The following is a 13463-nucleotide window of genomic DNA, read 5'->3' on the forward strand; positions in this document are numbered from 1 at the left end:
AGTGTGTATAAGAGGGTGGTACGCGAGGTGCCGGCGGCCCGGCTCGGGATCTCCGCCGTGGCAATGGGCCACCTGGTGATGGTCGGGGTGATGGCGATGACCCCGGTGCACCTCGGCGAGTGGCATTCCGACGCCGACGTGCTGCGGGTGGTCGGTATCGTGCTGAGCCTGCACATCGCCGGCATGTTCGCGTTCTCCCCGGTGGTCGGCTGGCTGACCGACCGGTTCGGCCGGCGGGCCGTCATCCTGGGCGGGATCGGTACGCTGCTCGCCGCCTGCGCGGTCGCCGGAACGGCCGGGCACAACACCGCACAGGTGTCGGTGGGACTGACGCTGCTCGGCCTGGGCTGGTCCGGCACCATGGTGGCGGGCTCCACCCTGCTCTCCGAGTCGGTGTCGGCCGAGGTCCGGCCCGCCGTCCAGGGGCTCTCCGACCTGACCATGGGACTGGCCGGCGCGCTCGCCGGGGCACTGAGCGGGTTTGTCATCCAGGTGGCGGGTTATGCCGTGCTCAACCTGCTGGCCGCGGTCGCCGTCGTCCCGCTGTTGGCGCTAGCGTTGCGGACGGCGCCGCAGGAGGAGCGCGCCGGAGCGTGAGGCGTGCCCGACGGGGTGGACCCGGCTCGTCGATGGATGGGAAGGGAAGTGTCTCGGTGCGGCTGACGGATTTCTGGACGCGCCTGGAGCAGACGTTCGGCCCGGCGTACGCCGGCAGTCTCGCCACGGACCAGGTGTTGCCGCAGTTGGATGGCCGGACCATCCGGCAGGCCCTCGAAGCCGGTGAGCAGACGGTCGTGGTGTGGCGGGCGGTCTGCGCCGCGTACCCGGACCGGGTCCCGGCGCGGCTGCGGTGAGCGGTGCCCCTACCGGATCAACTCCATGGCGTGATCAATGGGTAACTTAAGGTAGTTTGCCGTGTCGTGCGTTGAGTCGTACACCTGTTCGGCTATTGTCCACAGCGGGGTGCCCGTCCACAGGTCGCGGCCAGCCGGCTGTTTTCTGTCGGACCGAGCGCCTAGCGTGTCCGCGTGACGAAAAGCTCAGCGACGAAGATGCCGGCGAAGGCAGGGGTGGCGAACATGGCGGCAGGTCCTGACCGGGAGAAGGCACTCGACCTTGCTCTCGCTCAGATCGACAAGCAGTTCGGCAAGGGCTCGGTGATGCGGCTGGGGGAGCGGCCGGTCATCCAGACCTCCGTGATCCCAACCGGTTCCATCGCGCTCGACGTGGCGCTCGGTGTCGGCGGTCTGCCGCGCGGCCGGGTCGTCGAGGTGTACGGACCGGAGAGCAGCGGTAAGACGACCGTGGCACTGCACGCGGTGGCGAACGCCCAGCGGGCCGGGGGCATCGCCGCGTTCATCGACGCCGAGCACGCCCTCGACCCGGAGTACGCGAAGGCGCTGGGCGTGGACACCGACGCGATGCTGGTCTCGCAGCCCGACACCGGTGAGCAGGCGCTGGAGATCACCGACATGCTGATCCGGTCCGGCGCGATCGACGTCATCGTGATCGACTCGGTCGCGGCCCTGGTGCCGCGGGCCGAGATCGAGGGTGAGATGGGCGACAGCCACGTGGGCCTCCAGGCCCGGCTGATGAGCCAGGCGCTGCGGAAGATCACCGGTGTGCTCAGCAACACCGGCACCACCGCGATCTTCATCAACCAGCTCCGCGAGAAGATCGGTGTGATGTTCGGCAGTCCGGAGACCACCACCGGTGGTCGGGCGTTGAAGTTCTACGCCTCGGTCCGGCTCGACGTGCGACGCATCGAGAGCCTCAAGGACGGCACCGACGTGGTCGGCAACCGGACCCGGGTCAAGGTGGTCAAGAACAAGGTCGCCGCTCCCTTCAAGCAGGCCGAGTTCGACATCATGTACGGCAAGGGCATCTCCCGGGAGGGCTCGCTGATCGACGTCGGGGTCGAGCAGTCGATCATCCGCAAGTCCGGTGCCTGGTACACCTACGACGGTGACCAGCTCGGCCAGGGCAAGGAGAAGGCCCGCGAGTTCCTGCGGGAGAACCCCGACGTGGCGGCCGAGATCGAGAAGAAGATCCTCGAAAAGCTCGGTGTCGGAGCGGGTGCGTCCGACGCTGCCGGCGGGCCGGAGTTGCCGCCGGTGGATTTCTGACGGTCGACTGAGTCCATAGCGACATGGCAGGACGACGTGGTGCCCGTACGGGCCGGGGCTGGGACGCTGCCCCACCGGCCCGTACGGGCGGCAGTGGCACGGGACGTTCGCGCCGGGGCGGCTCCGGGGTTCCGGGCGGGCCGACCGGACAGCGCTCCGAGGTAGCGGGCCGGTCGGGTGGCGAAACGGCCCAGCCGGCGAAGCCGCGCGACGAGGCGGAGCTGGCTCGGGAGATCTGCCTGCGCCAGCTTGCCGGACGACCCCGCACCCGGGCCGAGCTGGCGACGGCACTGGCCCGGAAGGGCATCTCAGCGGAGACGGCGTCCCAGGTCCTGGACCGTTACGACGAGGTCGGCATGATCGACGACGCCGCCTTCGCCCGGGCCTGGGTAACCAGCCGTCATCAGGGCCGAGGGCTGGCCCGCCGGGCGCTCGCCAACGAGCTGCGCCAGCGGGGGGTGGACGCCGAGACCGCGACCGAGGCGCTCGGTGAGTTGGACGAGACGGCCGAGGCCGAGACCGCCCGTCTGCTGGTCGACCGGAAGCTGCGTACCGCCACCGGCACCCCGGACGCGGTGTTCCGCCGGTTGGTCGGCATGCTCGCCCGCAAGGGTTATCCGGCCGGGGTGGCGGTCCGGGCGGTCAAGGAGGCGCTCGCCGAGCGGGACGCCGAGGCGGCCGAGTTCGCCGAGTACGTCGACGCCGACGCGCTGGCCGACGCCGAGACGGAGTTCGACCGGGACGGGCTCTGAGGGAGCGGCCCCGGACCGGGCGGGACAGTCCGGCAGAACGCCACAGTCCGGCAGAACGCCACTGATCAGCAGGCGTGGCTGCCGGCTAGGATCACGTGGTGGATCATGAGGACTGGGAACAGCGGCTGTCCGATGCCTGGGCGTCGATCGACAGGCGGAGCGAGGCGGAGTTCCGGTCCCTGATCGACGAACTCGTCGGTGAACTGCCCGAGGGGAGTGGCATCGGCACCTATGAGCGGGCCTCCTCTTTCGACGCGACCGACCGGCCCGATCTCGCCGTACCGCTGTACCAGGAGGCGCTCGACCAGGGGCTGACCGGTGAGCGGCGGCGCTGTGCCGTGATCCAGTTGGCCAGCTCGCTGCGGAACCTCGGCCAGCCGGAGCAGAGCGTCGCGCTGCTCACCACCGAGCTCGATGCCGGCTCCGACCACCTGGACGACGCGGTGCGGGCCTTCCTGGCGCTCGCCCTGACGGACGTCGGTCGGGAGCGGGAGGCGGCTTCGCTCGCGCTCGCCACGTTGGCCCCGCACCTGTCCCGTTACCAACGCTCGTTGGTCAACTACGCCGGGCTGCTCATCGAGCCGCAGCCGGGCAGCCGGCCGAGTCAGCCGTAGCGCGGGAAGGGTTACCGGTCGGTGGGACGCCTGCTGGGAGCGCTTCCGCCGGACGTCTCGGTGTCCGCCGGAGGCCACTCGGGACCGAGTCGGATTCCGGACTCGCCCCCTTATGCCCGGCCCGTCATCACCGCCACGTAAGCGTTCGGCTGCCCTACGTCAGGTGCCGCGCCGGATCATGAGTTTCTTGACCGAATGCCCCATCGCGACCTAGCCTCGCCTTAGACGAGTTTTCCCGACCATCGCAGGCTAAGCGCACAACATAGAACGCGTAACAGTACGGCATCACTTCGGCCAGCTCATCGGCCAGATAAGCGGTTACCGGGCGGGCCGGTCCGGTGACCGCAGAACCACACCCGGTCGTCAGCGGTGTCCCCGGGGACACTGCCGGGCGGCCGTACCCTCGGCCAGCCGCCTCGGTCGGGCGTCGTGACAGCCGTAGGGCGCGCGCCTCACCCACAGGCGCAGCCCCTCCGGCGCCGGACGGCAAAGGGGAGGCGGCCATGATCGAGCGGGCCAGGGACAGTAGCGGAACCAGTCGCGCCGAGGCGCCGGCATGAGCGAGCGCAGCGAGCGATCCAGCCCGCTCAGCGCGAGGACCTCCGGCGGTGCCGAGCGCGGCGAGGTGACGCCGTGAGCGCCCTCGAATGGGCCCTGCTGGCCGCGATCGTCGGATTGGCGGCGCTGGTGCTCGCCGCGATGGCGCTGGGCGCCCGCGCGCTCCGCCGGATCGGCACGGCGAGCACCGCGCCGGCCGTGGACGACTCCGCGTTCGTCGCCGAGAAGGACCGGCAGGAACAGTCGCTGGCGGCGTTGCGGACCGCCGCCGACCAGGCGTCGTCGAGCGTCGACACCGCCAAGTCCGCCGCCGCGTCGGCTCGGGCGGACGCCGCTGCGGCGAAGGCGGAGGCGAGCGCCGCGCGAGCAGAGGCCCAGCGGGTGCTGGACGCGGCCCGCGCCGAGGCGGACACGGTACTGGACCGGGCACACCGACAGGCCGAGACCGACGCCGAGCAGGTACGCGCGGCGGCCCGGCGCAGTGGCGAACGGGAGATCTCCCTGCTCGCCTCCACGACCCGCGAGCAGGCCGCCGAGGTCGAGCGGCGAGCCCAGCGGATGGACGAGCGGGAGCGGCTGCACACCGAGGAGGTCGAGCGGCTCGCCGAGCGGGAGCGCAGGTTGACCGCCGCCGCAGCGGAGCTGACGGCCCGGGAGGCCGGACTGGTCGCCCGGGAGGCGGCCCTGGTCGAGGCGGAGGAGCAGCAGAAGCGGGAACTGGAGCGGATCGCCAACCTGACCGCCGACGCGGCCCGGGTCGAACTGGTCGACGCGATCGAGGGCCAGGCCAAGCGGGAGGCCGCGATCCTGGTCCGGGACATCGAGGCCGACGCCCGGAACACCGCCGACCAGCGGGCCCGGCACATCGTGGTCGACGCCATCCAGCGGGTCGCCAGCGAGCAGACGGCGGAGAGTGTCGTCAGCGTGCTGCACCTGCCCGGCGACGAGATGAAGGGCCGGATCATCGGCCGCGAGGGGCGGAACATCCGGGCCTTCGAGTCGGTCACCGGAGTCAACCTGATCATCGACGACACCCCGGAGGCGGTGCTGCTGTCGTGCTTCGACCCGGTACGCCGGGAGATCGGCCGGCTGACGCTGGAGAAGCTGGTGCTCGACGGCCGGATCCACCCGCACCGGATCGAGGAGGTCTTCGAGACCGCCAAGCACGAGGTGGAGCGGCTCTGTCAGCGGGCCGCCGAGGACGCCCTGGTCGAGGTGGGCATCACCGAGATCCATCCGGAGATGGTGAGCCTGCTGGGGCGGTTGCGCTACCGGACGTCGTACGGGCAGAACGTGCTCAAGCACCTGGTGGAGACCGCGCACATCGCCGGGATCATGGCGGCCGAGCTGCGGCTCGACGCACCGACGATCAAGCGGTGCGCGTTCCTGCACGACATCGGCAAGGCGCTCACGCACGAGGTGGAGGGGAGCCACGCCCTGATCGGTGCCGACCTGGCCCGGAAGTACGGCGAGGCCGAGGAGGTCGTGCACGCCATCGAAGCGCATCACAACGAGGTGCAGCCGCAGACCATCGAGGCGGTGCTGACCCAGGCGTCGGACGCCTGCTCCGGCGGTCGGCCGGGCGCGCGGCGGGAGAGCCTGGAGGCGTACGTCAAGCGGCTGGAGCGGATCGAGGAGATCGCCGCCGGCAAGTCCGGCGTGGAGAAGGTCTTCGCGATGCAGGCCGGCCGCGAGATCCGGGTGATGGTCAAGCCGGACGACGTCGACGAGATCGGTGCCGCCGTGCTGGCCAGGGACGTGGCCAAGCAGATCGAGGAGGAGCTGACCTATCCGGGTCAGATCCGGGTCACCGTCGTACGCGAGTCCCGGGTCACCGAGATCGCCCGCTGACCGTCGCCGGGCGGGGGCCCGACCGGCGACGGAATTGCGGCGAGTGCGAGCAGGGTCCCGGCGGCCATCCGACGGAGCGGGTACGCGGGTGCGCGGAGGACGAAAAGAAGCTGGCGGTTGACCGGGCGCTCCCAACAGGAGCGGGTCAACCGCCAGCTTCCGGAATCGATCAGATGGCGATGGCGGTACCGTCACCGCCCGGTGGCACCGCAGACACCGGCGTACCGGCCTCCTTGGGTGCCTTGCCCCGACGCTGACTACGCCGGTCGAGCCAGTTGGCGAGCATGGTGAGCAGCGAGTTGAGGATGACGTAGATCGTGGCGACCACCATCGCGGCGGCGACGACGTTGCCGAAGTTGGCGGACAGGTCGTTGACGCCCCGCTGGAGCAGTTCGGGGAAGGCCACGATGTAGCCGAGCGCGGTGTCCTTGAGCAGGACGACGAGCTGGCTGACGATCACCGGCAGCATCGACCGGGCGGCCTGCGGCACCAGGATGTGCTGCATCACCAGGCTCTTGCGCATGCCGATGGCGTACGCCGCCTCGGCCTGGCCCCGGGGCACGGCCCTGATGCCGGCTCGGAACGCCTCGGCGAGGACGGAGCCGTTGTAGAGGGTGAGCCCGACGACGACCGCCCAGAAGGCGGGGACCGGTCCCTGGATCAGGAACGGCACGCCGAAGAAGATGAAGAAGATCATCAGCAGCAGCGGTACGGCCCGGAAGAACTCCACCACCACGCCGGCCGGCACGCTGATCCAGCGGTGCTCGGAGAGCCGGCCCACCGCGAAGATGATGCCGAAGGCGAGCGAGAGCACCATGCCGGTGGCGGCGGCGAGGAGCGTCTGCCCGAGGCCGGGCAGGATGAAGTTCATCCAGGTGTTGGACTCGGTGAACGGCTTCCAGAGCGGGCCCGCCCACTGACCGGCCTCGTCGAACTTGCGGTAGACCCACCACAGCAGCGCGAGCAGGGCGATGCCGAAGACGACCGTCAGGACGGCGTTGCGGATCCGCGCGCGGGGGCCGGGGTGGTCGTAGAGGACCGTGTTGCTCATCAGCGCTTCACCGCCAGCCGGTTGGCCAGCCAACCGAAGAAGTAACCGGTCGGCACCAACAGCAGCGCGAAGACGCCGGCGAAGACCAGGAAGATGGGTACGACAGCGTCGCCGTTCGCGTTGATCAGGTCCTTCATCACGCTGGCCGACTCCATCAGGCCGATGGTCCCGACGATCGTGCTGTTCTTGCAGAGCGCGATCAGGATGCTGCCCAGCGGCGCGACGACGGCCCGGCCGGCCTGCGGCAGGATCACGATCCGCAGGGTCTGGGCGAAGGTCAGACCGATCGCCCGGGCGGCCTCGGCCTGGCCGGTCGGCACCGTGTTGATGCCGGAGCGGATCGCCTCGCAGACGAAGGCGGCGGTGTAGGTCGAGAGCCCGACGACCCCGAGCCAGTAGATGTTGCGGGCGAGATCGTCGGAGAAGGTCAGCCCGAGCGTGGTGTAGAGCCCGAAGTAGCAGAAGAAGACGATCAGGGTCAGCGGGGTGTTGCGGAAGATGTTGACCCAGCCGGCGCCGAACAGGCGCAGTACGGGAATGGGCGACACCCGCATCGCGGCCAGCAACACGCCGAGCACCAGCGCGAGTACCGCGGAGGCGCCGGTCAGTTTGAGGATCCAGAGGAATCCCGCCACCGTGGCGTCGAGATTCGCCGAATCACCGAATACGTGCATTTCCTCGCTCCTCGGACCACGTCAGTCCTGGACAACGACCGGAGCCGGCGGCGAACGCCGCCGGCCCCGGATCGATCAGACGGCGGGGCAGTTGGTCAGCTTGCTGGTGTCCAGGGTCGGAGCGGGGGTACCGCTCTTGCCGAGGGTGCTGTCCCAGGCGGCCTTGTAGCTGCCGTCCGACGCGGCGGCGGTGAGGATCTCGTTGACCTTGGCACAGCCGGCCTTGTCGTCCTTCTTCAGGCCGATGCCGTACGGCTCGGAGGAGAAGGGCTTGCCGACCACCTTGAACTTGCCGGCGTACTGCGGCTGGGCGGCGTATCCGGCGAGGATGATGTCGTCGGTGGTGACCGCGTCGACCTGACCGCCGTCCAGCAGCGGAAGGCACTTGGCGTAGGCGTCGAACTGCTGGAGCTTCGCCTTCGGGTGCTCGGCCAGGATCCGCTTGGCCGGAGTCGAGCCGCTCACCGAGCAGACCTTCTTGCCGTCCAGCGACTCCGGACCGACGATGCTGGTGTTGTCGGTCTTGACCAGCAGGTCCTGCCCGGCGATGTAGTACGGCCCGCCGAAGCTGACCTTCTGCTTGCGCTCGTCGTTGATGGTGTAGGTCGCGATGACCAGGTCGACGGTGCCCTGCTGGATGAACGGCTCGCGGTTCGGGGTGGTGGTGGTCTTCCACTCGATGCCGCCGGCGTCGACGCCCAGTCCCTTGGCGATGATCTTGCCGATCTCGACGTCGAAGCCCTCGTACGCGCTGCCGGTCTGCAGACCCAGGCCGGGCTGGTCGGACTTGACGCCGATGACCAGCTTCTTGCTCGATTCGGCCTTGCCGACGATCCCGGTGGCCTTGCTGCCGCCCGTACCGGTACCGCCGTCGTCACCGCCGCAGGCGGCGACGGTGAACGAGAGTGCCGCGACTGCGGCAATCGCCGCCACGCGCGTGATTCGCATACCCCTACCCCTTCTTCGACTTAGCACGCCGGTCAACCGACCGGGTACTCCACACTGGACGCCTAGTGCGTCAGAATCTTCGACAGGAAGTCCTTGGCCCGCTCACTACGGGGATTGGCGAAGAACTCCGCGGGCGGAGCGTCCTCGACGAGTTGCCCGTCGGCCATGAAGATGACCCGGTTGGCGGCGTGCCGGGCGAAGCCCATCTCGTGCGTCACCACCACCATCGTCATGCCCTCACCGGCGAGCGACGTCATCACCTCGAGCACCTCGCCGACCATCTCCGGGTCGAGGGCGCTGGTCGGCTCGTCGAAGAGCATCGCCTTGGGCTGCATGGCCAGGGCGCGGGCGATCGCCGCCCGCTGCTGCTGCCCGCCCGAGAGTTGCGCGGGGAACTTGTCGGCCTGGCTGCCAATGCCGACCCGGTCGAGCAGGGCGCGCGCCCGCTGTCGGGCAGCGTCCGGCTTCTCCTTGCGTACCTTGATCGGCCCGAGCGTGACGTTCTCCAGGATCGTCTTGTGGGCGAAGAGGTTGAAGGACTGGAACACCATGCCGACCTCGCTGCGCAGCCGGGCCAGCGGGCGCCCCTCGGCGGGCAGCGGTTGTCCGTCGAACGTGATCGTTCCGGAGTTGATCGGTTCCAGGCGGTTGATCGCCCGGCACAGCGTCGACTTGCCGGAGCCGGACGGGCCGATGACCACGACGACCTCGCCGCGCCGCACCGAGAGGTCGACGTCCTGCAGCACGTGCAACGGGCCGAACCACTTGTTGACCCCGTCAAGCCTGATGAGCGGTTGGTCGGTCGTACCGTTCAATTCGCCCGCCTCGCTCCGCTCGGTCATGCCCCCACCCGTCTCGTCCTTGGTCTGTCACACCGGATTCCGCTGAATCGGTGACGCAACTCTAGGGGACCTGACGTGCTGGAACGCAATCGAGTTCATCACGGGGCGATAACAGCGGCCGCAAAGATCGGCACTGTCTGTTAAGGGCAGCAACCCTCAGTAGTCAGCAGCCGGATGTGCCCCCAGGGGTAGGGGTCATCGACGCCGCGCCGGGATGTCGTCGGCCGGACGTCGGTGGCGGAGGCGTACGGGAATCGAACCCGCCCAACCGAGCTACTCGGTCACATCGGTTTTGAAGACCGTGAGGACCACCAGGCACCTGCCCGCCTCCCTGGCCAGCAGCGATGTTCCGTCCTCGATGGTAGGGCGTACCCGATTTGGAAGATTGGCCGGGGCGGGCGGGTGCCCTTGCCGGTGGTGTTCGGAGCGAGCTGTGGAGGGCCGGGCGGGCGTCCCCGGCTCCAGGTCGGACCTTGGCGGCGGTCATGGCGCCGTCGCGGTCGAGTGCACCGGTCTCGAAACTGTCCGGTGCCCGACCCCACCGGTCCGTTCGGACCACGCTCGGTGAGCGGTTCGGGCGCGCTGCGCCGGTAGGGCGGCATCCTCCGACTACAATAGGTAGTCAAGGGTCGTCTATTTCGGCGGATATGGTCACAGACCGGTAACTTAGCCGCGCTCGACCCGCTGCGCCCGGCACCATCGAGGGGAAGGCCGTTCCGCCCGAGCAGTCGGGCTCCGGCCCCCGACCGGGATGTCGGGTCGCATCAGGCGTCCAGCCACGACCAGGCACCGGCCACGACCGAGTACGGCGAGGAGGCGGCAATGATCGAGCTGTGGAACTGGAGGATCGAGGGGCGCGTCGCCGCCAGGGAGATCCGCCGCGCGCTCGCCGACGTGCTCGACGTACCGGTGCTGCCGCTCGGCGGGGTCGACCCGGCGGGGGTGCCGCAGGGCGCCCTGCTCGTCGACGTCTGGCACCGGCCGGGCGACTACCCCACCTCCGTCGACTGCTACGGCGTGCCGGCCGAGCTACCGGAGGTGACCGCCATCGCGGCCTTCGCCCGCCGGCTGGGCCGGCACTGCCTGCTGGCGGACGACACCCTCGACGCCGGACGGCACCTGCTGGTCTCGGCGAACGGCACCATACGTCCCGTGCACCTCGACGTGCGGGACACCGAGGACGGGGAGATCCTCTCCAACCAACGGCTCTGTACGGCGCTCAGCCCCCGCTGCCGGGGCTGGTCGCCGTGTCATCAGTCCCGCTGGGTGCCGGACTCGGTCATTCCGGCGCTCGCCGCCGCCTGACCGTTCCCGCGCACCACCAGCTGGTCGAGCAGGGTCCGGGTCGCGTCGGTCACCGCGGCCACCGCCGCGGTGAACGCCGAGGCGTTGTGCGCGGCCGGGGCGCGGAATCCGGAGATCTTGCGGACGTACTGCAACGCGGCCGCCTCGATGTCCGCCTCGGTGACGATCTCGGCGTACGGCTGGCGAAGCGTCTTGATACTCCGGCACATGGCGTTCCTCCTTCTCCCGGGCTGAGTAGCCATCCCACGGGACCGGGCTGCCCGGCCGCTACGGATACTCTGTCACTGTCATGACTACCGCAGCCCTCGGCAGCCCGCGCACCTATCACGTGCGCACCTATGGCTGCCAGATGAACGTGCACGACTCCGAGCGGATCTCCGGACTGCTGGAGCAGGCCGGCTATGTCCGGGCGGCCGACGCCGACAATCCGGACGTGGTGGTCTTCAACACCTGTGCGGTGCGCGAGAACGCCGACAACCGGCTCTACGGCAATCTCGGTCATCTGCGTCCGGTCAAGGACAAGCACCCCGGGATGCAGATCGCGGTCGGTGGCTGTCTGGCCCAGAAGGACCGGGGGGAGATCGTCCGCCGGGCACCCTGGGTCGACGTGGTCTTCGGCACCCACAACATCGGCTCGTTGCCGGTGCTGCTGGAGCGGGCCCGGCACAACGCCGCCGCCGAGGTCGAGATCCTGGAGTCGCTGGAGGTCTTCCCGTCCACCCTGCCGACCCGGCGCGAGTCGACGTACGCCGGTTGGGTGTCGATCTCGGTGGGCTGCAACAACACCTGCACGTTCTGCATCGTTCCGGCGCTGCGCGGCAAGGAGAAGGACCGCCGCCCCGGCGACGTCCTGGCCGAGGTACGCGCCCTGGTCGCCGAGGGTGTGCTCGAGGTCACCCTGCTCGGCCAGAACGTGAACTCGTACGGGGTGGAGTTCGGTGACCGGCTCGCGTTCGGCAAGCTGCTCCGGGCCACCGGGGAGATCGACGGACTGGAACGGGTCCGGTTCACCAGCCCGCATCCCAAGGACTTCACCGACGACGTGATCGCCGCGATGGCCGAGACGCCGAACGTCTGCCACTCCCTGCACATGCCGTTGCAGTCCGGCTCGGACGACGTGCTGCGGACGATGCGCCGGTCGTACCGGGCCGAGCGGTACCTCGGGATCATCGAGAAGGTCCGGGCGGCGATGCCGGACGCGGCGATCACCACGGACATCATCGTGGGCTTCCCCGGCGAGACCGAGGCCGACTTCGTCCGCACCCTGGACGTGGTCCGGGAGGCGCGGTTCGCCTCGGCCTTCACCTTCCAGTACTCCAAGCGCCCTGGCACTCCGGCCGCCACCATGCCGGACCAGCTGCCCAAACAGGTGGTCCAGGAGCGTTACGAGCGGCTGCTCGCGGCGGTCGAGGAGATCACCTGGGCGGAGAACCGGAACCTCGTCGGTACCCCGGTCGAAGTGCTGGTCGCGGTCGGCGAGGGCCGTAAGGACGAGCGCACCGGACGGCTCTCGGGCCGGGCCCGGGACGGCCGGCTGGTGCACTTCGCCGCCGGCTCGTACGCCGGGCGGATCCGACCGGGCGACATCGTGCACACCACCATCAGCTACGCCGCCCCGCACCACCTGAACGCCGACGGCGAGCCACTGTCCCATCGCCGGACCCGGGCCGGGGACGCCGCCGAGGCCGGCCGTGCACCCCGTACCGGCAACGGCGTCCTGCTGGGCCTGCCCACGGTCGGCGTACCGTCCGCGATGTAAGGAAGGGCCCCTTCTTATCGTTTTCTGCATAAGAAGGGGCCCTTCCTAACAGTCCTAGAGGCCGATGCGGCCGGTGCCGGCGCCGCTGGTCACGATGGACTTCACGTTGCTGGCGGTGTCGAGCTGGTACGAGTACGGAATGCCGGCGACGCTGCCGCCGGTCTGCCCACTGCCCGAGTTGACGAAATGGTTGTTCCGGGCGACCAGGCTGCCCGGACCCGAGTCGCCCTCACCGAGGTGGTACGGGTCGTCGGTGTTCTCGAAGTAGTTGCCCTCGACGAGGACGCCCGCGCCCTCCGTGGAGGCGACGCCGTACCCGCCGATGTTGTTGTAGTAGTTGTTGTAGACGTGCACCGGGTTGCCGAAGCGGACCCGCGGGTGCCGCTGGTTGGACCCGTCGAACCAGTTGTGGTGGTAACTGACCCGCAGGTGCCCGTTGTCCTGGCTGGCGTTGTCGTCGCTGTGCCCGAGCAGCATGGACTTGTCGTGGCCGTACACCCGGTTCCAGGAGATCGTCACGAAGTCCGAGGCGCGCTTGACGTCCACCGCGCCGTCGTACCCGTCGGTGAAGCTGTTGTGGTCGATCCAGACGTTGGTCGCCGACTCCTGGACGTTGATGGCGTCGTCGTCCCAGCCGCGGAAGTTGATGTTGCGGATGATGACGTTGCGGTCGCCGTTGATGTTGAGTCCGCAGCCCGAGATGGTGGCGTTGGAGCCGACCCCGAGGATGGTCTTGTTGGACCGGACCCGGAGCATGCCGGAGCAGGAGATGGTGCCGGAGATCCGGATCACCGCCGCGCTGCTGGAGCCAACGGCGGTGGTCAGCGCCGAGGCACTGGTCACGGTCGTCGAGGCGGCGCTGCCGCCGCCGGTGGTGCCACCGTTCTGGGTGGCCCAGCCGACGAGTCCGGTCTGCGGCGGGACCGTCGGGCCGGTCGTCGGGCCGGTCGTCGGGCCGGTGGTGGGGCCGGCCGTGGTCGGGC

15 protein-coding genes and 1 tRNA gene are annotated in these 13463 nt (G+C 69.6%); 9 read left to right on the forward strand and 7 right to left on the reverse strand.

Translation table 11 applies throughout. The features are described 5' to 3' along the window. The 6 genes from I0C86_RS32325 to rny form a co-directional block, all read left to right on the forward strand. The coding region (locus I0C86_RS32325; RefSeq protein ID WP_196205095.1) for an MFS transporter at window positions 1–597 on the forward strand (597 nt) is incomplete at its 5' end. A gap of 56 nt (window positions 598–653) precedes the next feature. Continuing rightward, window positions 654–854: a DUF3046 domain-containing protein gene (locus tag I0C86_RS32330; protein ID WP_196205096.1), complete on the forward strand. Its 201-nt coding sequence runs from the start codon at window positions 654–656 to the stop codon at window positions 852–854. A 225-nt stretch (window positions 855–1079) separates the two neighbouring features. Then, the gene (gene recA / locus I0C86_RS32335; RefSeq protein WP_196205106.1) at window positions 1080–2126 is read left to right on the forward strand and encodes a recombinase RecA; all 1047 of its coding nucleotides are present in this window, start codon (window positions 1080–1082) and stop codon (window positions 2124–2126) included. 23 nt (window positions 2127–2149) lie between these two features. Then, entirely contained in the window at window positions 2150–2878 is a 729-nt protein-coding gene (locus tag I0C86_RS32340) for a regulatory protein RecX (protein WP_196205097.1), read from the forward strand. 98 nt (window positions 2879–2976) lie between these two features. Beyond that, window positions 2977–3492, forward strand: a complete 516-nt coding sequence (locus I0C86_RS32345) for a tetratricopeptide repeat protein (RefSeq protein ID WP_196205098.1) — start codon at window positions 2977–2979, stop codon at window positions 3490–3492. 699 nt (window positions 3493–4191) lie between these two features. Next, window positions 4192–5901, forward strand: coding sequence for a ribonuclease Y (gene rny / locus I0C86_RS32350; protein WP_230395157.1), 1710 nt, complete (start codon window positions 4192–4194; stop codon window positions 5899–5901). A 169-nt stretch (window positions 5902–6070) separates the two neighbouring features. Here rny and I0C86_RS32355 read toward each other — a convergent pair whose 3' ends face one another. The 5 genes from I0C86_RS32355 to I0C86_RS32375 all read right to left on the reverse strand — a co-directional run bounded on the left by I0C86_RS32355 (window position 6071) and on the right by I0C86_RS32375 (window position 9747). Next, window positions 6071–6955 (reverse strand): amino acid ABC transporter permease, encoded by an 885-nt coding sequence (locus I0C86_RS32355; protein ID WP_196205107.1) that lies wholly within the window; start codon window positions 6953–6955, stop codon window positions 6071–6073. Continuing rightward, window positions 6952–7626: an amino acid ABC transporter permease gene (locus I0C86_RS32360; protein WP_196205100.1), complete on the reverse strand. Its 675-nt coding sequence runs from the start codon at window positions 7624–7626 to the stop codon at window positions 6952–6954. Before I0C86_RS32360 ends, I0C86_RS32355 begins: the two co-directional genes overlap by 4 nt. Window positions 7627–7701: 75 nt before the next feature. Beyond that, the gene (locus tag I0C86_RS32365; protein ID WP_196205101.1) at window positions 7702–8574 is read right to left on the reverse strand and encodes a glutamate ABC transporter substrate-binding protein; all 873 of its coding nucleotides are present in this window, start codon (window positions 8572–8574) and stop codon (window positions 7702–7704) included. A 62-nt stretch (window positions 8575–8636) separates the two neighbouring features. Further along, complete coding sequence (locus tag I0C86_RS32370) at window positions 8637–9416, reverse strand: amino acid ABC transporter ATP-binding protein (protein ID WP_196205102.1); 780 nt, start codon at window positions 9414–9416, stop codon at window positions 8637–8639. A 235-nt stretch (window positions 9417–9651) separates the two neighbouring features. Further along, a tRNA-Sec gene (locus I0C86_RS32375) sits at window positions 9652–9747 on the reverse strand. A 491-nt stretch (window positions 9748–10238) separates the two neighbouring features. Here I0C86_RS32375 and I0C86_RS32380 point away from each other — a divergent pair. Further along, entirely contained in the window at window positions 10239–10721 is a 483-nt protein-coding gene (locus I0C86_RS32380; protein WP_196205103.1) for a hypothetical protein, read from the forward strand. Here I0C86_RS32380 and I0C86_RS32385 read toward each other — a convergent pair. After that, window positions 10670–10930, reverse strand: coding sequence for a DUF2277 family protein (locus tag I0C86_RS32385; RefSeq protein WP_196205104.1), 261 nt, complete (start codon window positions 10928–10930; stop codon window positions 10670–10672). The two genes, I0C86_RS32380 and I0C86_RS32385, sit on opposite strands and share 52 nt — an antisense overlap. Window positions 10931–11010: 80 nt before the next feature. Between I0C86_RS32385 and miaB the strand changes: the two genes are divergently transcribed. Beyond that, entirely contained in the window at window positions 11011–12480 is a 1470-nt protein-coding gene (gene miaB / locus I0C86_RS32390; protein ID WP_196205105.1) for a tRNA (N6-isopentenyl adenosine(37)-C2)-methylthiotransferase MiaB, read from the forward strand. A 54-nt stretch (window positions 12481–12534) separates the two neighbouring features. Here miaB and I0C86_RS32395 read toward each other — a convergent pair whose 3' ends face one another. Next, window positions 12535–13236 carry a pectate lyase family protein gene (locus I0C86_RS32395; protein WP_230395154.1) on the reverse strand — a complete coding sequence of 234 codons (702 nt, stop codon included), beginning with the start codon at window positions 13234–13236 and terminating at the stop codon, window positions 12535–12537. Between I0C86_RS32395 and I0C86_RS32400 the strand changes: the two genes are divergently transcribed. Further along, a partial coding sequence (locus I0C86_RS32400; protein WP_196205109.1) for a hypothetical protein occupies window positions 13235–13463 on the forward strand: 229 nt, incomplete at its 3' end. The two genes, I0C86_RS32395 and I0C86_RS32400, sit on opposite strands and share 2 nt — an antisense overlap.

The organism is Plantactinospora alkalitolerans (genome assembly GCF_015690345.1).
Taxonomy (GTDB): domain Bacteria; phylum Actinomycetota; class Actinomycetes; order Mycobacteriales; family Micromonosporaceae; genus Plantactinospora; species Plantactinospora alkalitolerans.